26 protein-coding genes, 1 rRNA gene and 1 other annotated feature are annotated in these 24,661 nt (G+C 46.0%); of the genes, 26 read left to right on the forward strand and 1 reads right to left on the reverse strand.

From position 1 onward, the window contains the following. The first annotated feature begins 140 nt into the window (after positions 1-140). From rrf to pssA, 8 genes are all read left to right on the forward strand, one after another. Positions 141-257: ribosomal RNA gene (rrf, locus tag I2H74_RS23355) — 5S ribosomal RNA — on the forward strand. 789 nt (positions 258-1,046) lie between these two features. Continuing rightward, positions 1,047-1,511, forward strand: coding sequence for a CtsR family transcriptional regulator (locus tag I2H74_RS23360; RefSeq protein ID WP_195576658.1), 465 nt, complete (start codon positions 1,047-1,049; stop codon positions 1,509-1,511). Between the two features lie 96 nt (positions 1,512-1,607). After that, positions 1,608-2,168: a UvrB/UvrC motif-containing protein gene (locus I2H74_RS23365; RefSeq protein ID WP_195576659.1), complete on the forward strand. Its 561-nt coding sequence runs from the start codon at positions 1,608-1,610 to the stop codon at positions 2,166-2,168. A 35-nt stretch (positions 2,169-2,203) separates the two neighbouring features. Continuing rightward, positions 2,204-3,328, forward strand: a complete 1,125-nt coding sequence (locus tag I2H74_RS23370) for a protein arginine kinase (RefSeq protein ID WP_195576660.1) — start codon at positions 2,204-2,206, stop codon at positions 3,326-3,328. 52 nt (positions 3,329-3,380) lie between these two features. Continuing rightward, the gene (gene clpC / locus I2H74_RS23375) at positions 3,381-5,840 is read left to right on the forward strand and encodes an ATP-dependent protease ATP-binding subunit ClpC (protein ID WP_195576661.1); all 2,460 of its coding nucleotides are present in this window, start codon (positions 3,381-3,383) and stop codon (positions 5,838-5,840) included. 255 nt (positions 5,841-6,095) lie between these two features. Next, on the forward strand, positions 6,096-7,463 hold the full coding sequence (gene radA, locus I2H74_RS23380) for a DNA repair protein RadA (RefSeq protein ID WP_195576715.1): 1,368 nt from the start codon (positions 6,096-6,098) through the stop codon (positions 7,461-7,463). A 16-nt stretch (positions 7,464-7,479) separates the two neighbouring features. Next, a complete protein-coding gene (gene disA, locus I2H74_RS23385; RefSeq protein ID WP_195576662.1) occupies positions 7,480-8,559 on the forward strand; it encodes a DNA integrity scanning diadenylate cyclase DisA in 1,080 nt (359 codons plus the stop codon). Positions 8,560-8,613: 54 nt separating this feature from the next. Beyond that, a complete protein-coding gene (gene pssA, locus I2H74_RS23390; protein WP_195576663.1) occupies positions 8,614-9,345 on the forward strand; it encodes a CDP-diacylglycerol--serine O-phosphatidyltransferase in 732 nt (243 codons plus the stop codon). A gap of 239 nt (positions 9,346-9,584) precedes the next feature. Here the strand turns inward: pssA and I2H74_RS23395 are convergent, their stop codons facing one another. After that, a complete protein-coding gene (locus tag I2H74_RS23395; protein ID WP_195576664.1) occupies positions 9,585-9,980 on the reverse strand; it encodes a DUF1573 domain-containing protein in 396 nt (131 codons plus the stop codon). A gap of 218 nt (positions 9,981-10,198) precedes the next feature. Here I2H74_RS23395 and I2H74_RS23400 point away from each other — a divergent pair, with 218 nt between their 5' ends. The 18 genes from I2H74_RS23400 (at position 10,199) to I2H74_RS23490 (ending at position 24,377) form a co-directional block, all read left to right on the forward strand. After that, positions 10,199-11,290, forward strand: coding sequence for a PIN/TRAM domain-containing protein (locus I2H74_RS23400; RefSeq protein ID WP_195576665.1), 1,092 nt, complete (start codon positions 10,199-10,201; stop codon positions 11,288-11,290). Between the two features lie 46 nt (positions 11,291-11,336). Next, positions 11,337-12,044 carry a 2-C-methyl-D-erythritol 4-phosphate cytidylyltransferase gene (gene ispD, locus I2H74_RS23405; protein WP_195576666.1) on the forward strand — a complete coding sequence of 236 codons (708 nt, stop codon included), beginning with the start codon at positions 11,337-11,339 and terminating at the stop codon, positions 12,042-12,044. A 14-nt stretch (positions 12,045-12,058) separates the two neighbouring features. Next, positions 12,059-12,541, forward strand: coding sequence for a 2-C-methyl-D-erythritol 2,4-cyclodiphosphate synthase (gene ispF / locus I2H74_RS23410; RefSeq protein WP_195576667.1), 483 nt, complete (start codon positions 12,059-12,061; stop codon positions 12,539-12,541). A gap of 38 nt (positions 12,542-12,579) precedes the next feature. Then, positions 12,580-14,031, forward strand: a complete 1,452-nt coding sequence (gene gltX / locus I2H74_RS23415) for a glutamate--tRNA ligase (protein ID WP_195576668.1) — start codon at positions 12,580-12,582, stop codon at positions 14,029-14,031. Between the two features lie 727 nt (positions 14,032-14,758). Further along, complete coding sequence (gene cysE / locus I2H74_RS23425; RefSeq protein ID WP_195576670.1) at positions 14,759-15,469, forward strand: serine O-acetyltransferase; 711 nt, start codon at positions 14,759-14,761, stop codon at positions 15,467-15,469. Next, complete coding sequence (gene cysS / locus I2H74_RS23430; RefSeq protein ID WP_195576671.1) at positions 15,466-16,899, forward strand: cysteine--tRNA ligase; 1,434 nt, start codon at positions 15,466-15,468, stop codon at positions 16,897-16,899. Before cysE ends, cysS begins: the two co-directional genes overlap by 4 nt. A 22-nt stretch (positions 16,900-16,921) precedes the next feature. Beyond that, complete coding sequence (locus tag I2H74_RS23435) at positions 16,922-17,350, forward strand: Mini-ribonuclease 3 (protein WP_195576672.1); 429 nt, start codon at positions 16,922-16,924, stop codon at positions 17,348-17,350. Between the two features lie 61 nt (positions 17,351-17,411). Then, complete coding sequence (gene rlmB / locus I2H74_RS23440; RefSeq protein ID WP_195576673.1) at positions 17,412-18,152, forward strand: 23S rRNA (guanosine(2251)-2'-O)-methyltransferase RlmB; 741 nt, start codon at positions 17,412-17,414, stop codon at positions 18,150-18,152. Positions 18,153-18,167: 15 nt separating this feature from the next. Beyond that, the gene (locus I2H74_RS23445; RefSeq protein WP_324254152.1) at positions 18,168-18,710 is read left to right on the forward strand and encodes an NYN domain-containing protein; all 543 of its coding nucleotides are present in this window, start codon (positions 18,168-18,170) and stop codon (positions 18,708-18,710) included. Between the two features lie 257 nt (positions 18,711-18,967). Next, positions 18,968-19,621, forward strand: a complete 654-nt coding sequence (gene sigH, locus I2H74_RS23450; protein ID WP_195576675.1) for an RNA polymerase sporulation sigma factor SigH — start codon at positions 18,968-18,970, stop codon at positions 19,619-19,621. 562 nt (positions 19,622-20,183) lie between these two features. After that, on the forward strand, positions 20,184-20,333 hold the full coding sequence (gene rpmG / locus I2H74_RS23455; RefSeq protein WP_085498959.1) for a 50S ribosomal protein L33: 150 nt from the start codon (positions 20,184-20,186) through the stop codon (positions 20,331-20,333). Positions 20,334-20,370: 37 nt separating this feature from the next. Further along, a complete protein-coding gene (gene secE, locus I2H74_RS23460) occupies positions 20,371-20,562 on the forward strand; it encodes a preprotein translocase subunit SecE (protein WP_195576676.1) in 192 nt (63 codons plus the stop codon). Positions 20,563-20,587: 25 nt separating this feature from the next. Then, complete coding sequence (gene nusG, locus I2H74_RS23465; protein ID WP_195576677.1) at positions 20,588-21,121, forward strand: transcription termination/antitermination protein NusG; 534 nt, start codon at positions 20,588-20,590, stop codon at positions 21,119-21,121. A 75-nt stretch (positions 21,122-21,196) separates the two neighbouring features. Then, positions 21,197-21,622, forward strand: coding sequence for a 50S ribosomal protein L11 (gene rplK / locus I2H74_RS23470; protein ID WP_085498963.1), 426 nt, complete (start codon positions 21,197-21,199; stop codon positions 21,620-21,622). Between the two features lie 61 nt (positions 21,623-21,683). Next, the gene (rplA, locus tag I2H74_RS23475; RefSeq protein WP_195576678.1) at positions 21,684-22,376 is read left to right on the forward strand and encodes a 50S ribosomal protein L1; all 693 of its coding nucleotides are present in this window, start codon (positions 21,684-21,686) and stop codon (positions 22,374-22,376) included. A gap of 91 nt (positions 22,377-22,467) precedes the next feature. Then, positions 22,468-22,626 (forward strand) — a sequence feature (ribosomal protein L10 leader region). A 60-nt stretch (positions 22,627-22,686) separates the two neighbouring features. Beyond that, on the forward strand, positions 22,687-23,190 hold the full coding sequence (gene rplJ, locus I2H74_RS23480) for a 50S ribosomal protein L10 (protein WP_195576679.1): 504 nt from the start codon (positions 22,687-22,689) through the stop codon (positions 23,188-23,190). Positions 23,191-23,253: 63 nt separating this feature from the next. Next, the gene (gene rplL / locus I2H74_RS23485) at positions 23,254-23,616 is read left to right on the forward strand and encodes a 50S ribosomal protein L7/L12 (RefSeq protein ID WP_195576680.1); all 363 of its coding nucleotides are present in this window, start codon (positions 23,254-23,256) and stop codon (positions 23,614-23,616) included. A 152-nt stretch (positions 23,617-23,768) separates the two neighbouring features. Continuing rightward, positions 23,769-24,377 carry a class I SAM-dependent methyltransferase gene (locus I2H74_RS23490; protein WP_195576681.1) on the forward strand — a complete coding sequence of 203 codons (609 nt, stop codon included), beginning with the start codon at positions 23,769-23,771 and terminating at the stop codon, positions 24,375-24,377. Positions 24,378-24,661: the final 284 nt, after the last annotated feature.

Consider the following 24,661-nt stretch of genomic DNA (forward strand, 5'->3'; position numbering starts at 1 on the left):
TGTGTGGAGCTGACCAATACTAATCGGTCGAGGGCTTATCCTAAAGAAAAGATAACTTTACTTCCTTCACGATCAGTTTTCAGGGTGCAAACCTTGAATATATCCTTAAATGGACGATATTTTCCTTCGGAAAAATCGAGTTTGGTGACGATGGCGAAAGGGTTCCACGCGTACCCATCCCGAACACGACCGTTAAGCCTTTCAGCGCCGATGGTACTTGGACCGCAGGGTCCTGGGAGAGTAGGACGTTGCCAAGCAGAGAAATCCACTGACATGAGTCAGTGGATTTTTTTCTTGTCTAAATTTATCTCTAATATCTGACTTTCTAACCCCTAAAGGTGATAGCCTATTACCAGACTAGCTTTTTAGCTGCGCAGTTATATAATCGACTCAAAACAGCCAGAACAGTAAATGAATCAATATCCAGACTAACAATACATATTAAAATCAATTTTACATGTAATACTCGTAGCTTAGGCCAAGATCAACGTGTCATGATCATTGGTTTTAAGTATTTAACTTAATATAACCACGAAATTTTCAAACCTTGCGATATAACTAATTCGGAAGGTGACAATGAAATGTGCATAAGCTGTTGGTTACTTTAAGACAGCATGAGGAATATATAAAAACTTTTTTTCCACATTTGACCCCATAAACGGTTCTTTTTCTCCTTTTATGCGATGAATCTTTAACGTTGTAAACAATCTTATCCACCTCTTTTCCACGGATTGTGGAAATGTCACGACATGTTCACACTCACAAGGCTTTTTAGCTATTTATTTCTACTTTAATAATGATTTATCCACACAATTATCCAACCTAATATTTATTCTAAGTAAAGAAAATGTGCATAGATAATTAAAATGTATTTAATGCTATTAAAATTGATAATTTCGTTATAAGGTATTGGCAAAATGACAAAAGAGGCATATAATAATGTCAAGGTCAAAGAAAGTCAAAGTCAATAAATATAGTCAAAGTCGAATAATCCCCCATCATATTGGGTTAAACCTAATATAGATGCATTGAAAGGAGGGAGAGAGATGCGCAATATTTCAGATATGATCGAACAGCACTTGAAGGTCTTGCTGATTGACAGCAGGGAAGGCTTTGTTGAAATACAGCGAAATGATTTAGCTCAGCAGTTCTCTTGCGTTCCTTCTCAGATCAATTACGTGATAAGCACAAGATTTACGCTGGAGAAGGGCTATGTTGTAGAGAGCAAGCGCGGTGGCGGCGGGTATATTCGTATCCAACGGATTCAACTACCTTCTCAGCAGGTTATACATGCTCATGTATGTGATACAATTGGCGACCGAATTGGTCAAGATACAGCAGAAGGTCTGATCTATCAGCTGGAAGAAAGCAAGACGATCTCCCGACGTGAAGCTCAATTGCTTCGTGCAGCTATATCGAGAGATAACCTGTATATCAAGCTTCCTTATCGAGATGAACTACGTGCACGTCTTTTAAGGGCAATGCTGATTGCACTGCTAGGGAACTCATAGGGCATCGTGCTGCTTTAATATACATCAAGGACACAAGCAATCGGAGTAGAGCTCGCGAATCGTCACTTAGGTGCTGTAGAAGAGGAGGAGTGCAAGATGATGTGTCAACAATGTGGGGAAAAGCCTGCTACCTTGCATTTTACAAAGATCGTAAATGGCCAGAAAACGGAATTTCATTTATGTGAGAGCTGCGCACGCGAAAAAGGAGATATTCTTCAAGGTGCAAACGACAGCTTCTCTATCCATAACTTATTGTCTGGATTAATGAATTTAGATCAACCAACAGGGTTGCAAAATGGACTTTATGGCTTTTCAATGAACAAGCCAGTACCCGAGAAGTTAAAGTGCGATCATTGTGGATTAACTTTTGAGCAATTCAGCAAGATGGGACGCTTTGGATGTGACGAATGCTATCATGCGTTTAGTTCACGTCTAGATCCAATTTTAAAAAGAGTGCACGGAAATGTCGTGCATGTCGGCAAGATTCCAAAGAGAAGCGGCGTCGTGATGAACCAGCGCAGAGAGCTGGAGGATCTCCGCAAGCAGCTCCAGGAAAGCATTCAGCTTGAACAATTCGAAACGGCAGCAGAGCTCCGCGACCGAATCCGAGAGCTGGAGCTTAAGATGAATGGAGCCTCTGATGCTGAGCAAGCGTAACAACTACAATATTGGGGTAAGGAGGAATATGTGGCATGTCCAATCAAGCATTTATGAACCAACCAGTAAGTGATTGGATGCGGGGTACGGGGCCTGATTCAGACATCGTAATTAGCAGTCGAATACGGATCGCCCGTAATCTGCACGGTATTCCGTTTCCATTGCTTGCGACGACACAGCAATCGGCTGAATCGCTGGAGAAGCTTACGGAAGTAGGACAATCTGAAGCATTGTCTAAACTAGGGCCATTCGAATTCTTTAATATGGCGGATCTCAATGAGATGGAGCGCCAAGTGCTCGTCGAGAAGCATTTGATTAGTCCTAATCTTGCAAATGAATCCCGTAACGGTGGCGTTATTCTCAGCAAAGACGAATCCATCAGCATTATGGTGAACGAAGAGGATCACTTGCGCATTCAATGCTTATACCCAGGTCTGCAAATTCAGAAGGCTTGGGAGGCAGCTAGCTATATTGACGATATCTTTGAATCCAATATCGATTATGCCTTTGACGAGAAGCGAGGCTATCTCACTAGCTGTCCAACGAACGTTGGAACCGGGATCAGAGCATCTGTGATGATGCATTTGCCAGCATTGGTTATAACTTCTCAGATAAATCGAATTCTGCAAGCTGTACACCAGGTCGGCTTGGCTGTTCGTGGCCTGTATGGTGAGGGCAGTGAAGCGATTGGCAACCTGTTTCAAATCTCGAATCAGATTACGCTAGGTCAATCTGAACAGGAAATCATGGAGAATCTGTTTGGCGTAGTAAAACAAATCATCGAGCATGAGCGCGCTGCCCGCGAGCAGTTGCAGCAGAGCATGATGACGAAGCTGACAGACCGCGTATGCCGGTCATATGGGATCTTGAAGCATGCCGCGATTATGGATTCCAAAGAGGCTGCACAGCGTTTGTCTGATATTCGGCTGGGAGCGGATCTTCAATTGTTGAAGGAAGTTTCGCCTGTCATGTTGAATGAATTGATGGTAATGACTCAACCTGGATTTTTGCAGCATATTTATAACAAGCCAATGAATGCGGATGATCGAGATATTTACCGAGCTAGACTCATTCGAGAAACATTGGCGAAAGGAAGTAAAGCATCTGCCGAAGTGGCAAACCGAATAGACCATCAAGATGAGCCCAAAGCTCAAGATTGATATTTAAAAAAGCAATGAAATACGTACATTAATCATGTGGAGGTGCAAGTCGATGATGTTTGGAAGATTTACAGAGCGTGCCCAGAAGGTATTGGCGTTGGCTCAAGAAGAAGCCGTTCGCTTAGGTCACAACAATATTGGTACAGAGCATATTTTGCTCGGTTTAATTCGCGAAGGGGAAGGCATTGCAGCTAAGGCACTTGTTGCTCTAGGCTTGAGCCTCGAAAAAATTCAGGATGAAGTGGAATCCTTGATCGGCAGAGGTCAAGAACAGCCTACCAATATTGCATATACGCCTCGTGCGAAAAAAGTAATCGAGCTTTCCATGGATGAGGCTCGCAAGCTCGGTCATACCTATGTTGGTACAGAGCATATCCTCCTTGGACTTATTCGCGAGGGAGAAGGCGTTGCCGCTCGTGTGTTGAATAACTTAGGCGTCAGCTTGAACAAAGCGCGCCAGCAAGTGTTGCAGCTTCTTGGCAGCAGTGAAGCGGTATCGAGCCACCACGGAGCATCGCAAAATGTGAGCACGCCAACGCTGGATAGCCTGGCTCGTGATCTAACGGCCATTGCGAAAGAGGGCAACTTGGATCCGGTTATTGGCCGCAGCAAGGAAATTGAACGAGTGATTCAAGTCCTTAGCCGTCGTACGAAGAACAACCCAGTCCTTATTGGGGAGCCTGGGGTAGGTAAGACAGCGATTGCTGAAGGATTGGCACAACGTATTATTCAGAATGAAATTCCTGAGACGCTGCGCGATAAGCGTGTTATGACCCTGGATATGGGTTCTGTCGTTGCAGGTACGAAATATCGCGGAGAATTTGAAGATCGTTTGAAAAAGATTATGGATGAAATTCGTCAAGCGGGTAACATCATTCTCTTTATCGATGAGCTCCATACTTTGATTGGTGCAGGTGGAGCAGAAGGCGCAATTGATGCCTCCAATATTCTGAAGCCTTCCTTGGCTCGTGGAGAACTGCAGTGCATCGGGGCAACTACCCTTGATGAATATCGCAAATACATCGAAAAGGATGCTGCGCTTGAGCGCCGCTTCCAGCCAATTACGGTTGACCCGCCAACTCCAGAAGAAGCTATTCAGATTCTGAGCGGCTTACGTGATCGCTATGAAGCCCATCACCGTGTGAAAATTACGGATGATGCGATTGAAGCAGCCGTGAAGCTGTCTGATCGCTATATTACAGATCGCTTCTTGCCAGACAAAGCGATCGACTTGATTGACGAAGCGAGCTCCAAAGTAAGGCTCAACACATATACGGTTCCACCTAATCTGAAAGAGCTTGAACAGCGCCTTGAAGATATCCGCAAGGAAAAGGATGCTGCTGTTCAAAGCCAAGAGTTCGAAAAAGCAGCTGCTTTGCGTGATACAGAGCAGAAGATGCGTGAGGAGCTTGAAACGGTTCGCAATCAGTGGAAAGAAAAGCAAGGCCGTATGGACTCCGAGGTTACGCCTGAGGACATTGCACAAATCGTTGCGAACTGGACTGGTGTACCGGTTGTGAAGCTTAAGGAAGAAGAGACAGATCGTCTTCTCAAAATGGAAGAGATTCTTCATGAGCGTGTCATTGGCCAAGATGAAGCGGTTAAGGCTGTCAGCCGTGCGATCCGTCGTGCGCGTGCAGGCCTTAAAGATCCGAAGCGCCCAATGGGCTCCTTCATCTTCCTTGGACCTACAGGAGTAGGTAAGACAGAGCTTGCAAGAGCACTTGCTGAATCCATGTTTGGCGACGAAAATGCGGTTGTTCGCATTGATATGTCCGAGTACATGGAGAAGCATTCCACGGCTCGTCTTGTCGGAGCGCCTCCAGGATATGTAGGCTATGAAGAAGGCGGTCAATTGACAGAGAAAGTTCGCCGCAAGCCTTATTCGGTTGTCCTTTTGGATGAGATTGAAAAAGCTCACCCTGAAGTATTCAACATTTTGCTGCAGGTGCTTGAGGATGGCCGACTGACAGACTCCAAAGGACGTGTTGTGGACTTCCGCAATACACTGATCATTCTGACATCGAACGTAGGGGCAGAAGCCATTAAGCGCAACAAAACGCTCGGCTTTACTGCAGCTGACGATGCAAGCCGCGATTACAACAACATGAAGGATAAAGTGATGGAAGAGTTGAAGAAGAGCTTCCGTCCTGAATTCCTGAACCGTATCGATGAGATTATCGTATTCCATTCCTTGGATGAGAAGCACATTGGGGAAATTGTAACCCTGATGGTCGATGATCTGAAGAAACGCTTGAATGAGCAAGGCATAGCGTTCAATTTGACAGACCAAGCCAAAGCATTTCTTGCGAAAGAAGGCTATGATCCTGCTTATGGTGCGCGTCCACTCCGTCGTGCGATTCAAAAGCATATCGAGGATCGTTTGTCCGAAGAATTGCTTAAGGGGGCAATCAGCAAAGGAGACTCTGTCGTGATCGATGAGCGTGATGGTCAGCTAGTCGTTGAGCGCAGTACAGAACCAGCTGTAGAAACAACCCCAGCCTCGTCGTAAGCAAGAGGATAAAGTGAACCATATATTAACAAACAGCAGAGCGGGCCCGAAAAGGGCCCGTTTTTTTAGTTCTTACCTTTCCTCGAATCGTCAAAAATGGTAAACTTGAGATTGACAGATTTTTTCGGGGATTCTCAAGAGATCATCTGCTAGTCTTTCCTTCTCTTGAAAGTGAGAACCTGGAACGACATGCGTTGTTGAGCAGGTGCAAGGATGATCGTTTCAGATTTGCAAGTGAAGGAGTGTTGGCTGGCAATGGCTAAAGTTAAGACGAAGTTTTACTGCTCGGAATGCGGCTATGAGTCGCCGAAGTGGATGGGGAAGTGCCCGGGATGCAGCGAATGGAACACGATGGTCGAAGAACGAGAGACCATTGTGAAGACAGCGGGGGTTCAATCTTCTCTTACTCAGGCGAAAGAAAAGCCGCAAGCTATCATACATATAGAGAGTGGCCAAGAACCTAGATTAAGCACGACATTCACTGAGCTTGATCGTGTACTTGGTGGAGGAGTCGTCCCAGGGTCATTGATCTTGGTAGGCGGCGATCCCGGGATCGGCAAGTCCACACTGCTTCTTCAATCCTCTAATGCCCTTGCAGGAACAGGGCTTAAAGTACTTTATGTATCAGGTGAAGAGTCGTTAAGACAGACCAAACTTCGTGCCAATCGCCTAGGCAAGCTGTCTGATCAGTTGTTTGTCTTGAGCGAGACGAATTTACAATACATCGAAGAAGCCATTGAGTTGATGAAACCGGATTTCCTCGTGATTGACTCCATTCAGACTGTCTATCAACCGACGGTTGAATCTGCCCCGGGAAGTGTCGCACAAGTTCGTGAATGTACAAGTGCATTTATGCGCATCGCTAAAGGTAGAGGCATCGCAACCGTCCTCGTGGGACACGTCACGAAGGAAGGAGCTATTGCGGGCCCTCGCCTGCTTGAACATATGGTGGATTGTGTTCTTTACTTTGAAGGAGAGCGTCATCACAGCTATCGAATCCTTCGAGCGGTTAAGAATCGATTTGGCTCAACGAATGAGATGGGTATCTTTGAGATGACGGAAGGTGGCCTTCGAGAAGTTAAGAATCCTTCGGAGCTGTTTCTTCAAGAGCGTCCATTAGGCGTGTCAGGCTCCATTGTTGTAGCGAGCATGGAGGGTACCCGGCCTGTGCTAGTGGAGATGCAGGCTTTGGTGGCAGCAACGAACTTTCCGTCGCCAAGACGAACGGCAACGGGGATAGATCACCATCGGCTTGCACTTATTATTGCAGTCTTGGAGAAGCGGATGGGCATGTTCCTGCAGAATCAGGATGCATACGTCAATGTAGCGGGTGGAATGAAGCTTGATGAGCCGGCAGTCGATTTAGCGATTGCCGTAGCGATTGCTTCAAGCTTTCGAGATATGCCTACACAACCATTTGATGTCGTTATTGGTGAGGTAGGCCTTACAGGAGAGGTTCGGGCAGTATCCCGAGCGGAACAGCGCGTTAAGGAAGCAGAGAAGCTTGGCTTTAAGCGCATCATTATGCCGGAGAGCAGTCTTCGCGGTTGGACGCCTCCTAAGCAAATCGAGATTATTGGCGTACAAACCGTTGCAGAAGCTTTAACTGCAGCATTAGGTTAGGGGGCTTAGAATATAGATGAAAGAATCACAAACTCAACAAGAGATTATGAATGATCTACTTAAGCTCGTGGCGCCGGGGACGGCGTTTCGAGATGGGCTTGAAAACGTTCTTCGTGCTAAGACCGGAGCTCTGCTCGTTGTCGGATACAGTCCTGAGGTGATGGAAGTCGTAGATGGCGGCTTCTCCATTAACTGCGACTTCTCACCAAGCTACCTATATGAGCTTGCTAAGATGGACGGAGCAATCATCCTTAGCGAGGATTTGAAGCGGATCCTGTATGCCAATACGCAGCTGATCCCGGACTCGTCCATTCCATCGATAGAAACGGGGATTCGTCACCGTACTGCGGAGCGGGTCGCGAAGCAAACAGGAAAACTTGTTGTATCCATCTCACAGCGACGTAACGTCATCACCCTTTATCAAGGCAGTCTGCGCTATGCGCTCAAGGATATGGGTGTGATCCTGACGAAGGCGAACCAAGCGATCCAAACGCTTGAAAAATATAAAGCTGTTCTCGTCCAAAGTCTGACCAATCTGACAGCCTCTGAGTTCGAGGAATTGGTTACATTGTATGATGTCGTAAATGTTATGCAACGTGTTGAGATGGTATTACGTATTAAGATGGAGATCAAGCGTTATATTAATGAGCTTGGCACCGAAGGCCGTCTTATTAGCATGCAGCTTGAAGAGCTGGTTAGCAATACAGAGGACGATGCTTGGCTGCTCTTTAAAGATTATGCCAAGGATCCTAGTGACGACAAGATTCGAGATATCTTCGTTCAGCTGAAGAAGCTGAATGACGAAGAATTGCTGGATACGAATCATTTGATCCGAATCCTAGGTTACCCTGTGACCAGCAACGCCCATGACGATTCGATATCGCCGCGCGGCTATCGCGTTCTGAATAAGATTCCAAGATTGCCGAACGTCGTGATTTCGAACCTTGTGGACAACTTTACAACCCTCCCTAAAGTCATGATGGCAACCATCGAGGAGCTGGATGAAGTCGATGGAATCGGGGAAGTACGTGCTCGAACGATCAAAGAAGGATTGAAGCGTATTCAGGAACAAGTATTCATCGACAGGCAGATATAAATTTCCTAAAATGAAAAATTGATCGTTGGGCATAGTAAAATTAGAGGTGAACCTATGATTACAAAGTCCATTCCGAACCTATTTACCATCGGTAACTTGTTCCTTGGCATTATTTCAATTATGTTTGCGTTTAATGATAACTACAGCTTCGCCGCTTTAATGATCATCATCGCAATGCTGTTAGATGGCCTTGATGGTCGAGTGGCACGAGCATTGAATGTTCAGAGTGAGTTCGGAAAGGAACTGGATTCGTTATCGGACGTCATTTCATTTGGTGTAGCACCTGCTTTTGTCATGTATGTATGTGCATTTACCGAGATTAATCCTGTGCTGGCCTGGACCGCAACGGCGATCTTCCCGATCTGCGGTGCGCTCCGATTGGCACGTTTCAATGTTGTGGATGGAGTTCCAGGGTATTTTACGGGACTGCCTATTCCAGCAGCAGGCGGTGTGCTTGCTACATTAGCTTTATTCCATGACAGCATTGCTGTTCCTTATCTGATCGTAGCTGTACTGCTGTTGTCTTATTTGATGGTCAGCACGGTTCGCTATCCGAACTTTAAGAAGGTTGGCATTCCGAAAAAAGCGATTTGGATTACGCCTATCGTCATTGCGGCTGCTGTTGCAATAGCGGTATGGAAACCAGAACAAACACCGAAGCTCATCTTCGTTCCGCTTGTGCTGTATGCGCTTCTAGGTATAAAAAAAAACGTTAGAATGATAATTCGGCGAGGTAAAAAAAGCAAGAAAACGGAAGAGTGGGCGGAAACCAAGCATTCTTCATAACTAATAGAAGAGCTTTATTCTTGAGAAAGTGTTGCAAATGTATAAAGGTATATTGTCTTAATCATGCCATTCTCTCGAGACGCCTATTAAACCAATAAACAATAAAAGCACCTGTTCTTAGGAACGGGTGCTTTTTTCGTTGATATTCATTTTTTATAGACAAGCCTGAAGTTTCTTTCATGCGAAATCATGAGAACATGGTAGATCACGTATCCTGTTCTCTAAAAAGTAAACGCTCTCTAAGAGAGATTAAAAATGCCAAGCGTCGAGCATTTACTGGACTCTTGCTTGATGACATCGTCAAGTTGAATGTCGAGAAGATTGCACAGCGCTGACGTGTAGAACAAGTGCTTTCCAAGCTCAGCACGGATGACGTCATTGCAGTTTTCACAAAGCTGACCTTGAATATGGGATTCCAGAGACTGCTTAGCCTGAGTCACGTCCATATTCGTTTCATAAGGTTGTCTCTTGGCATGGAGCTCCAAACAGCCGCATTCAGTAATGGCTTTCGTAACGGCGCGATTAACGGCGGCTTCAGATTGTCCATGTTTGGACAAAACATCGAGTAGACTACGATGCCGAAGCAATAAGTCGGCAACTTGCTCTTGAAACGTTTGCAAATTGGAAGTGCTCATTTCACATCCACCTCTATTCTTTAAGTGGTGCAGCGGGATTCGCCCGTGCACATGAATAAGCTGTCATCGGGTTTGTTCATACCATCTTATTATAAAACTAATAATTCCCATTTTACAACCTGCGTCAAATGGAAAAAAACGGACGTATAGGGATTAAGCCTCCATTCATTGGGCCATAATGCTAAAGAATGTATGATGAAATGAGGAGGTGGACGTTCATGTTCAAACGCACCATGATGGCAGCATCCGGTGTTTTAGGCGCTTGGAGTGGGATGGAATTACATTCGATGATATTTGTACAGACGTCAGAGTGGTCACAGGCTGTGAATGGGTGGACGTCAGGTCGAATCTGGTGGGCATTGGGTGGAGCAATTCTAGCACTTGCGATATGTCAGGCATTATCGGCTCCGGCTGGACGCATGTGGCACTCATTACAATCACGTATTGGTGAGATGACTCCATCGCAGCTTATCATTAACACTTGTGGACTTTTAGTCGGTCTATGTTTTGCAGCGCTGCTTATGCCTTTATTGCATCCATTTGGGATGGTTGGTGAATTGCTTGCGGTTATCCTTACATTAACTTGTGGAATGATGGGCGTACAGATCGCTCGCTGGAAAGAGCAGGACATGATTTCGCTTGGCGCATCGTTTGTAAGACGCTCTCCTGAGAGCGAGCCAAGCAAAAGTAGCATGGGTTTTGAAGAGCACAAAATATTAGATACGAGCGTTATTATTGACGGCAGAATCGCAGATATCTGCAAGACGGGATTTATTGAGGGCACCATTGTGATCCCTGAGTTCGTTCTGGAGGAGCTTCAGCATATCGCGGATTCCTCTGATCTACTGAAGCGTAATCGTGGCCGTCGCGGTCTAGATATTCTGAACAAGATTCAGAAGGAGCCAGAAGTAAAGGTGCTCATCTATGAAGGGGACTTTGAAGAGATCTCAGAAGTAGATAGCAAGCTGGTCAAGCTGGCTAAGCTGCTGAAGGGCAAAGTAGTCACCAATGACTTCAATCTAAATAAAGTCTGCGAGCTTCAAGGTGTATCTGTCTTAAACATCAACGACCTTGCCAATGCGGTGAAGCCTGTCGTGCTTCCAGGCGAGGAGATCGTTGTTCAAGTCATTAAGGATGGCAAGGAGCACGGCCAAGGCGTTGCATATCTAGATGATGGAACGATGATTGTTGTTGAGGGAGGACGCGAGTATATCGGCAATACGATGGAGGTCCTCGTCACGAGCGTGCTTCAAACATCTGCAGGAAGAATGATATTTGCGAAGCCGAAACTGTTGGAAAAAGCCCAATAAACAGGTATGATGAAAGTAAGTTGATCATCGTGGAGGTTTTGAAGGCATGGCACAACGGTTTGGTGTCGTCGTGGTCGCTGCAGGAAAAGGGACCCGAATGGGGACGACGGAGAGCAAGCAATATCTGCTGCTTCAAGACAAGCCTGTTCTTGTACATACATTAGAGGTGTTTCAAGCCATTGAGGAATGCGAGTCGATTGTCTTAGTAACAGGCGTACAGGATCATGAACGCTGCCGCAGCTGGATTGAGCAGTATGGGATGACAAAAGTACGCGAGGTACGTGCTGGAGGCAAGGAACGGCAGGATTCCGTGTATGAGGGACTAAAGGCGATTGAGTCCTATGGGCTTGATACGGTATTGATTCATGATGGGGTTCGGCCTTTTGTTCAGCAACAGCATATTCTAGCCTGCTTTGAGGCTGCTTTGACTCAAGGTGCTGCGGTTCTAGCTGTACCGGTGAAGGACACGATCAAGCAGGTGAATGAACAAGGTGTTATCACGGCAACACCAGACCGTAATAGCTTGTGGGCGATTCAAACGCCACAAGCTTTTCGTCTTGAGGTCGTCATGGAGGGACATCGGCAGGCGAAGCAATTCGAAAGGACAAGTACCGACGATGCCATGCTTGTTGAGCAGATGGGGGTACCGGTCCACGTCGTAGAAGGGGATTATACTAATGTGAAGCTGACAACACCAGAAGACCTGCTATGGGCGGAATGGTGGTTGGCTCGCACGTCATTATCATCATTATAAGGGAGAGTTGAATCATGATTCGTGTAGGACAAGGCTTCGACGTCCATCAGTTAGTGGAAGGGCGACCGTGTATTATTGGCGGCGTTCATATTCCTTATGAAAAAGGTTTGTTGGGACACTCTGATGCGGATGTTCTGCTTCATACGGTTAGTGATGCCGTACTAGGCGCATTAGGTCTTGGAGATATCGGCAAGCATTTCCCGGATACCGATCCAGCATACAAGGATGCAGACAGCGTCAAGCTCATGGAGCATGTATGGAATCTGGCTAAGGAACGAGGGTACAAGCTTGGCAATGTGGATTGCACCATTATTGCTCAGCAGCCGAAGATGCTGCCGTACGTCCCTCAGATGGTGGAGAATATCGCCCGGATTCTGGATGCGGATGTAACGCAGGTGAATGTGAAGGCCACAACGACAGAGAAGCTTGGATTTACCGGAAGAGGCGAGGGAATCGCTGCACAGGCGGTTGTCTGCTTAATTCGCGATATGGTATGATAGGTCGATGATAAGGATTGTACGGAGGGATAAAGATCATGAATAAAGACATCCGAGTACGGTACGCTCCAAGTCCTACAGGACATCTACATATTGGGAATGCGCGTACAGCGTTGTTCAATTATTTATTTGCCCGCCATCATGGCGGAACGTTTATTGTTCGTATTGAAGATACGGATGTGAAGCGCAATGTGGCTGGTGGGGAAGAGAACCAGTTTAAATATATGAAATGGCTGGGTATGGACTGGGATGAGAGCATCGACGTAGGTGGTGAATACGGACCATATCGCCAAACGGAACGCATTGATATTTATAATAAATATGCGCAGGATCTGATGGATCGAGGTCTTGCCTACCCCTGCTATTGTACGGAAGAAGAACTGGCTGCGGAGCGAGAAGATCAGACCAATCGCGGCGAAACGCCAAAGTACAGCGGAAAGTGCCGTCACCTGACTGAAGAAGAGCGTGCAGCGAAAGAGGCAGAAGGACGTAAAGCAAGTATTCGCTTCTTGGTACCGGAAGGTCGCTCTTACACGTTCAACGACATGGTTAAAGGCGAGATTACCTTTGAATCCGAGACAACGGGTGACTGGGTTATTATTAAAAAGGACGGCATTGGAACGTATAACTTCGTAGTCGTTATTGATGATTATCTGATGAAAATGTCGCATGTCCTTCGCGGAGAGGATCACATCACCAACACCCTTCGTCAATTGATGATTTACGAAGCGTTTGGCTGGGAAGCTCCGATCTTTGGACATATGACGCTTATCGTCAATGAGAACCGCAAAAAGCTGAGTAAACGCGACGAATCGATCCTTCAATTCATTGAGCAGTATGATCAGCTTGGCTATCTGCCAGAAGCGATGATAAACTTTATCGCGCTCCTTGGCTGGTCACCAGAAGGAGAAGAAGAGATCTTCTCTCGTGAAGAGCTTATCTCTATCTTCGATACGAATCGCTTGTCTAAGAGCCCCGCTGTATTCGACACGAATAAGCTGAGCCATATTAATAATGTGTATATGAAAAAAGCGGACCCAGACCGCATTGCTGATCTTGCGATCCCTCATTTGCAAAAGGCAGGACGCCTGCCTGAGCAGCTTACGGCTGAGCAAGATGCGTGGGCGCGTGCGCTGGTGAAACTGTATCAAGAGCAAATGAACTGCGCTTCGGATATCGTCTCCTTGTCCGAGATGTTCTTCCGCGACGACTTAGTCGTTGAAGAAGAGGGCAAAGCAGTCCTGCAAGAAGAGCAGGTCCCGGCAGTGCTTAGCACGCTTCATGCGAAGCTTGAGGCTCAGGGTGCATGGACCGTGGATACGGTCAAAGCCGCAATCAAGGAAGTTCAGAAAGAAACAGGCGCTAAAGGCAAAGGCTTGTTCATGCCCGTTCGCGTTGCGGTATCTGGACAAACGCATGGTCGCGACCTCAATGAGACGATTGTGCTTCTTGGCCGTGAAAAAGTGCTGCAGCGCCTTAAGCAAGCATAAAATCAATTGTCAACTGAAGCTCAGATCCAGTATACTGAGTTCAAGATCAATATCAGTAAGTGATTAGAGCCTGTCAATCATGCAGGCCTATATATCCATACATGCATGGAGCGGGAGAGCATGTAGCAAGTAGGGATGCCCAGAGAGAATGGATAGGTGAGGAACTTGCTTCGTTCCTTCATCTAGCTGAGAGCCATTTCATCCCTCGCTACATTGCATTGCACCCGTGAGCTTCATCCTTGAGCGGTGATAGCGCAGAAGCTTCTTCCTTAACAGAAGCTCGCGTGAATCAGGTAGAGGATGACGATTCGTTCTCGTTACCGAACGTGAAGGGGAAAGAGGGAATCATTAACAGAATGGCGATATCTGATATCGTTATATGCTGTTGGTATATCTCCTTTTTCAAGCAGAGTGGGACCGCGCGAAGCGTCTCTGCAGCGATGCTGCAGGGGCGCTTTTTTACTCTAATCGTGCATATTCATCAGGTCAGGCAAAGATGACGTTCAATCGGTCCACCATCTGCTCTGATGTTTCATGTTATGGCCTCAAAGAGAGGCTCGCGCAATCTGAGCTACAGGGTATATCATGCTTATCTCTTGCAAGTCATTTGGTCCAACATAATGATGCGGCAGAAGATGAAGCAAATCATGCTGACAAGAAAATGGACTTCAATCAAATTTCCTTTATTTTTTCAACGTACACTAGAGAAATCGTAGGGGGTCTGGTCATGGGACGTGTACTTAAACGGATGCGATCCGACATTCAAACCGTATTTGAAAACGATCCTGCCGCAAGAAGCCGATTCGAAGTCATCTTTACGTACTCAGGTCTGCATGCAATCTGGATGCACCGGTTAGCTCATCGTTTATATGTCCGTAAATGGCACACATTAGCGCGCATCATCTCGCAATTCAGCCGGTTTGTTACAGGAATTGAAATTCATCCAGGCGCTAAGCTTGGTGAACGGCTGTTTATCGACCATGGGATGGGCGTTGTTATCGGGGAAACCTGTGAGATCGGCGACAATGTCGTGATCTATCAAGGTGTAACCTTAGGTGGTACCGGTAAAGAAAAGGGCAAGCGGCATCCGACGGTTGGGAACAACGTGGTTATCGCTTCAGGAGCAAAAGTGCTGGGCTCTTTCAAAATAGGAGATAACTCCAATATCGGGGCGAATTCAGTCGTCCTAAAAGAGGTTCCTGCAAATTGTACGGTGGTTGGAATCCCAGGTCGAATTGTGAAGCGGGACGGCATGCGCATTGATCGATTGAATCATGCCCAGCTGCCTGATCCGATGATTGACATGGTTCGGTCACTCGAAGACGAGATCCATCGCTTGTATGATGAACTGAAGACCTTGAGAAAAGATTACGAAGAGCTAAGGAATGAACAACTTGACCCAAAGTCAGAACGATCAAAGGAGGTCATCCGCGTATGACACTACACATTTATGACACGCTTTCTCGTACGAAAAAGCCATTACAGCCAGAACATCCTGACAAAGTAAACATGTATGTATGTGGTCCAACCGTATATGGGTATATTCATATTGGTAATGCAAGGCCCGCTATCGTATTCGATGTCGTTAGACGCTACTTGGAGACGACAGGGTATGAGGTTCAGTATGTCATGAACTTTACCGATGTCGATGATAAGCTGATCAATAAAGCCAATGAAATGAATCTTACGGTTCCTGAGGTCGCAAATCGATTTATCGAAGCTTACTATGAGGATACCGATGCGTTAGGCATTCAACGAGCTACGATTAATCCGCGCGTAACGGAGCATATGGATCAGATTATTGCGTTTATTTCTGGTCTTGTGGACAAAGGATTTGCCTATGAATCCGGTGGAGACGTCTATTTCCATACGAAAAAGTTCCCGGATTACGGCAAGCTATCGCATCAGAATCTGGATGAGCTGCAGTTTGGCATTCGGATAGAAGTGGATGCACGCAAGGAATCCGCAGAAGACTTTGTGCTGTGGAAGGCTGCGAAGCCTGGTGAAATTGCTTGGCCAAGTCCTTGGGGCGAGGGACGCCCAGGCTGGCATATAGAGTGCTCTGCAATGGCGCATCAATATCTCGGTGACACCATTGATATTCATGGCGGCGGCCAAGATCTCCAATTCCCGCATCACGAGTGCGAAGTGGCGCAATCCGAATGCATGACAGGCAAGCCGCTTGCGAACATTTGGATGCACAATGGTTATATTAATATTAACAACGAGAAAATGTCGAAGTCGCTGAACAATGGCATTTTAGTAAAAGATTTGCGAACGACTTACAACCCAGCAGCTATTCGTTATTTCATGCTGTCTACGCATTATCGCAATCCATTGAACTTTACGAATGAGGCAATGCAGCAAGCTGTAAATTCGCAGGAGCGTCTAGCTAATGCCTTCGGCAACGTGAAGCATGCACTGCAGGCAGCAGGTGTGCAGTCTGTAGATGAAGCAAGAGAAGCAAGCGGTGAGCCGAATGCAGAACTTCAGGCTAAAATGGCTGGGATTCTTGAAGCGTTTGATGCTAAAATGCAGGATGACTTCAACACAGCAGATGCGATCACGGCAATGTTTGAATGGGCTAGCGAAGCGAATGTGTATGTCCAGCAAAAAGGCGAGCAAGTGGAAGCTGCCGATCTTCTCTTGATCATGGATACCTTTGAAGCGATGAATGGAGTGCTTGGTCTCGTTGCAGATCAGGAAGATGAGCTTCTGGATGAGGAGATCGACCAATTGATTCAAGAGCGTACGGATGCTAGAAAGGCGAAAAACTGGGCCCGCGCAGATGAGGTCCGAGATCTCTTGACAGCAAAAGGCATCGTGCTAGAAGATACACCGCAAGGTGTTCGCTGGAAGAGAGCGTAAGCATCGGATAGGAGAATCGCGAATGAATGAACAACCAATAGGTTTGGCGGAGGGGTGGATGTTTCCATTCCCTCCTTCTAAGCCAAGCAAGCAAATGAATCCGATCACTCTTGCTTATATCGGAGATGCCATTTATGAAGTTATGGTTCGGCAGTGGATCTTGTCTCAGCCGAATCACCGCCCTCATCATATGCATCGCGAAGCGATAAGCTTTGTATCAGCCAAGGCACAAGCGAGACTGTTGAACAAGATTCAGGACCAATTGTCAGAAGAAGAAGCGGATATCGTAAGACAAGGGCGCAATGCCAAGTCTGCGGTGCCTAAAAATGCAGATATGAACGACTATCGGCAAGCAACGGCGCTTGAAGCGCTGTTTGGGTATTTATATATCGAGAACAAGATGGATCGTCTTCGCGAGATCGCAGGACTGCTATTTGAAGACCAGAAGTAATATACATCAAAGAAATCGTACGTGCTCATGCGGTTGCAGCACGAGGAGGTAGACTACTGATATGCAAGAAGAATTAATTGCAGGGAAGCATTCCGTTATGGAAGCTTTGCGTTCCGGACGAACAATCAATAAAATTTGGATCGCGGAACAGGCACAGAAGCATCTGACGCAGCCGATTATCGCAGAAGCGAAAAAGGCGGGCATCGTCGTGCAGAATGTGGACAAGCGTAAGCTTGATCAAATGGCTGAAGGTATTCAGCACCAAGGTGTCGTTGCTCAGGTTGCCGCTTACGACTATGTAGAAGTGGATGATCTGCTTGCTCGCGCGGAGGAACGTGGAGAGAAGCCGTTTTTGCTCATCCTCGATGAGATTGAAGACCCGCACAATCTGGGTTCGATGCTTCGTACGGCTGATTGCACAGGGGTACACGGTGTCATCATTCCAAAGCGCAGGTCTGTGGGCTTAACGGCAACGGTGTCCAAGATCTCAGCAGGCGCAGTGGAATATGTTCCGGTCGCTCGTGTTACGAATCTCGCTCAAACGATAGAAGAATTGAAGGAGCGGGGCGTATGGATTGTAGGGACTGATGTCTCGGCTACACAGGTGATTTATGATGCGAACATTTTAGATTCGCCAGTAGCGATCGTCATCGGAAATGAAAATAAAGGGATGGGCCGCTTGATTCGAGAGTCCTGCGACGTCCTCTTGAAGCTGCCAATGTCAGGTCAGATTAACTCGTTGAATGCTTCAGTGGCTGCAGGAATCTTCATGTATGAGGTCGTTCGTCGTCGCCGGGACTAGGCCGTTATGGTGAAGGTGGAGGATTGGCGGGATATCCTGCTCGTAGATGGCTACAACATGATTGGAGCTTGGGGGGAGTTGAAGCAGCTCTCCCAAACGAACTTAGAAGAGGCGAGAGATCAGCTGCTCGATATGCTGGCGGATTATCAAGCCTACTCTGGAAGACGGGTGCTGGTGATATTCGATGCTTACCGAGTTCCGGGCTTAGGAGTAACGTATAAACAAAAAAATATTCAGGTTTATTTTACCAAAGAAAAAGAGACCGCTGATGAATGCATTGAACGCCTTGTTCGGGAGATGAGGCATCGCAGACGCCAGATCTATGTCGCGACTTCAGACTTGGTCGAGCAGCATGTGACCTTCGCTCAAGGAGCGCTTCGCATCTCTGCCCGAGAACTGAAACTCGTGATCGGACAAGCGAAGAAGGAGATTGAAGCGCAGATTAAGGAGAGGACGCAGGCCCCTTTAAAGCGCAATCCTTTAGAGGATAAATTGAGTCTCGATATTTTACTGAAGCTTGAACGAATGCGTCGCGGAAATCAAGAGGATTCTAAATAATTCCACGTTTTAGGCAAGATAGGTAATTTTTTTTCGCTTAAAATGACTGACCGCGCGGTTGACGCTGTTAGATAAACTCATATATACTGAATCTATCATTTTTGTCATGATTGGACTGCTAGATCATAGAAAGTACGGATGCTTCCTGTTGGATGATAGAGAACAGCCCTTCATGTTGGGTTTGTACATATATAGAGAGTGGACAGAGAATTATCTTGTGTGACAATAGATCGCGTTGCAGGCCGGAGGGATTGCTAGTGAGTGTTAACCTAAAAGAAATAAGCACGTTTCCACACGACAGGTTAACGGATGAGCAGCTTGTGGAGGCGGTTCGTGAAGGTGATAGCGATGCGCTGGAGTATCTGATTCATAAGTATCGTAACTTTGTACGCGCAAAGGCTCGTTCCTATTTCTTAATTGGCGCGGATCGAGAGGATATCGTACAGGAGGGCATGATTGGCCTGTACAAGTCGATTCGTGATTTCCGCGGTGATAAACTAGCCTCTTTCAAGGCTTTTGCGGAGCTTTGCATTACTCGACAGATCATTACAGCTATCAAGACTGCTACCCGTCAGAAGCACATTCCCCTGAACTCTTATGTATCCTTGGACAAGCCGATTTACGAAGAAGACTCTGACCGAACTTTGCTGGATGTTATCGGCGGCTCTCGAGTATCCGATCCCGAACAGCTCATTATCAATCGTGAAGAATTCGTTGGTTTAGAAGATAAGATGTCTGAGATCTTAAGTGATCTGGAGCGTAAGGTGCTCATGCTTTATTTGGACGGACGATCCTATCAAGAGATCGCTGTTGATCTTGATCGCCATGTAAAGTCCATTGATAATGCTTTGCAGAGAGTAAAGCGCAAGCTTGAACGCTATCTAGAGGTTCGTGACGGCGGGCAAGAGTAAGGTTCCTTTTATCCCTAGACATTCATATGCATTCACACAGCCGTAACGTTCACTTGAGTGAAAGGTGCGGCTTTTTGCTTAAGGTGTTATCAATATTAGCTTAGTCTAAATGGAAAAGGGTGCAATTTTACGCTTGCGCGTTATGAGATGGGCGATAATAGAAGCGCCAATATACGTCAAAGATAAGTTTCATCGTTAGAGGTTTAGCAGGGATTAGAATATCCCATACTGACTTGTAGCATAGATCGCAGAAATGCTAGGTTCGCCCTGAAAAAAGATGAAAACCTTTTTCGACAATTCGCAAATGGGTGTAGGTTACACCTCTCTATATGATACGTAGGACTCTTTTAGTTGAATAGAATTAACGATCATTTCCTTTGTATTATGGCAGTCGCCTATGGTAGAGTGAAAGGGCGTAATCCCCCATGGCTACGGTATCTAAGCATTGACACAATATGACCCGTGTGATAAAGTGTATCAGGTAGCCCTAAATTTGCGTACGTTTTAGGTTAATTTTTGGCGCTTCTTATCTAATAGTGGTGTCTTTCAGGAGGTGTACGACATGCGCGTTATTATTACGATGGCTTGCACGAATTGCAAACAACGCAACTATACAACTACGAAGAATAAGCGTAATCACCCAGACCGCATCGAGTTGAAGAAGTATTGTAAATTCTGCAACGAGCAAACTGCACATCGCGAAACAAGATAAGTCAGAGGAGGGGTAGTCCGTGGCTTTCTTAGGTAAGATGAAACAAAGTTTCGGTTCGATGTTTTCCTTCTTTGCCGACAGTTGGGGCGAGTTAAAGAAAGTTCGCTGGCCTAACCGTAAAGAGCTTACAAGTTATACGATTGTAGTACTTTGCACGGTCGTGTTTGTTGCGCTTTATTTTTGGGTGTTGGACATCGGGATTTCTGCGATCGTCGAAGCGATTATCTAATATAAGTCCCAAGGTGGCCTGAATTATGGAAAAAAGATGGTATGTTGTTCATACCTATTCCGGGTATGAAAACAAGGTTAAGGCGAATTTGGAGAAGCGTGTAGAATCCATGGGCATGGAGGATAAGATCTTCCGCGTTCTTGTTCCTATGGAAGAAGAAGTGGTAAACAAAGACGGTAAGAAAAAGACCGTCATGCGTAAGGTTTATCCAGGATACGTGCTAGTGGAAATGATTCAGACAGACGAGTCTTGGTATGTTGTCCGCAATACACCAGGAGTGACTGGCTTTGTCGGTTCTACCGGTTCAGGGTCCAAGCCTATCCCGTTGCTTCCAGAAGAGGTTGAACAGATCTTGAAGACGATGGGGATGGAAGAGCCAAGACCTTCAGTCGAATTCGATCTCAAAGAATCTGTACGCATTAAAGTTGGTCCTTTTGCTAACTTTGTAGGTACAGTTGAGGAGATTGTGACGGATAAGCAGAAGCTTAAAGTTCACGTTAACATGTTTGGTAGAGAAACCCCTCTTGAATTGGATTACCATCAAGTGGAGAAGATTTAATAGATCTTGCATAGGTTTCTGTATGGTGGGTAAGGGAACTTCCGCCCACTTAATTAGCGTAAGGAGGTGCACGACGTGGCGAAAAAAGTCATTAAAGTTGTGAAATTGCAAATTCCTGCAGGTAAGGCGAATCCTGCACCACCGGTTGGTCCTGCATTGGGTCAAGCAGGTGTGAACATTATGGCGTTCACGAAGGAATTTAACGCGAGAACTGCAGAACAAGTAGGTTTGATTATTCCTGTTGAGATCTCTGTATTTGAAGACCGTTCCTTCACATTCATCACAAAAACTCCGCCAGCTGCAGTATTGCTGAAAAAAGCGGCTAAAATCGAGAAGGGTTCCGGCGAACCTAACAAGAAAAAAGTTGCTACAGTAAAACGCAGCGCTGTTCAAGAAATCGCTCAAACGAAGATGGAAGACTTGAACGCAGCAACTGTGGAAGCAGCAATGCGCATGGTTGAAGGTACAGCTCGTAGCATGGGTATCGTTATCGAAGACTAATTCGTAGTCTTCATACGCTGTGGGAGGTTTATCCGTTAATACCACAAAGGAGGAAATACTAATGGCAAAACGCGGTAAAAAGTATATCGAAGCTGCAAAGCTTATCGATAAAGATGCAGTATATGAGCCAGCTGAAGCAATTGAGTTGGTGAAAAAAGCAGCAGTAGCTAAATTTGACGAAACAGTTGAAGCAGCTGTTCGTTTGGGTGTAGACCCTCGTAAGCAAGACCAAGCAGTTCGTGGTGTTGTTGTCCTTCCTCACGGAACAGGTAAAACAAAACGCGTACTCGTATTCGCTAAAGGCGATAAAGCAAAAGAAGCGGAAGCAGCTGGTGCGGACTATGTTGGAGATCAAGATCTCATCAACAAAATCCAACAAGGCTGGTTCGACTTCGATGTCTGCGTAGCAACACCAGACATGATGAGTGAAGTAGGTAAATTGGGACGTATCCTCGGTGGTAAAGGTCTCATGCCTAACCCTAAAGCCGGAACGGTTACTTTCGACGTTACTAAAGCTGTTCAAGAAATCAAAGCTGGTAAAATCGAGTACCGTTTGGATAAAGCAGGTCAAATCCATGCACCTATCGGTAAAGTATCCTTTGATGCTGACAAGTTGAACGAAAACTTGAAGTCTTTGATCGATGCTTTGAACCGTGCGAAGCCAGCTTCTGCAAAAGGTGTATATCTGAAGAACATTTCCGTTTCTTCTACGATGGGGCCAGCAGCACGTGTAAACACAGCTTCTTACCGTTAAGATTTGGTTCTGAATTGGTAAGTCACGGTATCTGTTGACAATTGTCAATCAGACGTGGTACTCTAATGAAGTTGTTGTGAACAACGTGATCTAACATTGAATAATCGTACCGTAGACAGTAGGTGCCGTAAGGCTTAATCTCCTACCGAGGTGTTCGAATAGAAGGAGTGCGAAGGTGTGTAGTTCACCTGCACATCATTCGCTCGTGATGCCTCTGTAGAATACTTGCAGAGGCTTTTCTTATGCTCGAGTAGGCCGGAATTGTCGGACAGGATGCGGTTGATAAACAATCTTGTAGGAGGTGGATCGAGTGGCAAACGCAAAAATTATCGAAGCTAAACAAAGTTCGGTAAATGAAATTGCTGACAAATTGCGCAACAGCGTAACAACAGTAGTTGCTGACTACCGTGGATTGAACGTTGCTCAAGTAACAGAGCTTCGTAAACAACTGCGTGAAGCTGGCGTTGAATTCCAAGTATTGAAAAATACAATGGTACGTCGTGCGACAGCAGAAGCTGAATTGAGTGAGCTTGACCAAGCATTGACTGGTCCTACAGCAATCGCGTTCAGCCGTGAAGACGCAGTAGCGCCTGCGAAGATCCTTCACGATTTCGCTAAGAAGAATGAAGCTCTTGAAATCAAAGGTGGCGTTGTAGAAGGCCGCGTTGTTGATGTAGAGCAAATCCAAGCACTTGCAGCATTGCCAAACCGCGAAGGTTTGTTGTCCATGTTGCTCAGCGTGCTCCAAGCACCTATGCGCAACTTCGCACTTGCAGTCAAAGCAGTTGCAGAGAAGCAAGAAGCAGAAGCGTAAGATTGAGGTTCGGAACAACCGATATCGCAATATAAATTATTTACTAAAATGGAGGGTATCCTAATGAGCAAAGAGCAAATCTTGGAAGCCATTAAAGGCATGTCCGTATTGGAATTGAACGATCTTGTAAAAGCAATCGAAGAAGAATTCGGCGTAACAGCTGCTGCTCCAGTAGCAGTAGTAGGCGGCGGCGCAGCAGAAGCTGCAGCTGAGCAATCTGAGTTCGACGTAATCTTGACTAGCCCAGGCGCTGGCAAAATCAACGTAATCAAAGTGGTTCGCGAAATCACTGGTCTTGGCTTGAAAGAAGCTAAAGAAGTTGTTGATAACGCTCCTAAAGCTGTTAAAGAAAAAGTTAGCAAAGAAGAAGCAGAAGCTGTTAAAGCTAAGCTTGAAGAAGCTGGCGCAACTGTTGAACTTAAATAGTCATCGTTGTGACTGTAAGTATAAACCCCTTGAAGATTCTTCAAGGGGTTTATTGTCTAGGATACGCAGTCTTCCATACAGGCGCTTTAGCCGCATCTTAGACAATGAACACATAGGCTTGCAGTTCGGCCGGGGATAGGAGGTATACTCCCATGGAGCATTATTATAGCAATAAGCAGCAAGTCGGTCATGATCGAAAGCAGCTGCAGTTTAATCTAAGAGGACATCCGCTTCGATTTGTGTCGGATGCCGGAGTCTTCTCCAAGGATGCTGTCGATTATGGAAGTCGAGTGTTGATTGAGCATATGGATATTGCAGAGAACAGCAAGGTTCTAGATGTAGGCTGTGGATACGGTCCGATTGGTCTCACAGCTGCAAAGCTTGCTCCGCATGGACAGGTATATATGGTGGATGTGAATGAACGTGCTCTAGCACTTGCAAAGGAGAATGCCAAGCTTAACGGAATCTCAAATGCAACCATATTTCAAAGTGATGCCTTAGCTGAGGTGAATGATAGAGACTTTGATGTGATTTTGACCAATCCTCCTATTCGAGCTGGTAAGGATGTTGTTCATCGGATATTTGAAGAGGCTTATGAGCATCTATCGATAGGTGGAAGCCTGTGGATTGTCATTCAGAAGAAGCAAGGTGCACCATCTGCGGTAGCGAAGCTGGAATCTCTATTTGGAGAAGGGCAGGTAGAAGAGGTAGCGAAGGATAAAGGATATCGAATCTATCAAGCCATTAAGTCCAACATATAGGTTAAATTAGAGGAATTGAAATAAAATGTTTTTTTAAAGTTGACTCTGATTGACCATTATGTTATTATTATATAATGTCAGTATTAGGATGGTCTCCATGTCTTTACTTGGCTAAAATGTCAAGCCCTTTTTTGAAAAAGGATGCATACATTTTCGTTAACTAACGTATAATGTTTACATTTTGGGCAAGTCTATCGGATATGTAGAGATCGTGAAACGGTGAGAAATGACGGCACGAACATACGGCGTCCATCGCAGTTATATGCGTAGGTCGTGATCGTGCG

This window comes from Paenibacillus sp. 1001270B_150601_E10 (assembly GCF_015558675.1).
Taxonomy (GTDB): Bacteria; Bacillota; Bacilli; order Paenibacillales; family Paenibacillaceae; genus Paenibacillus_B.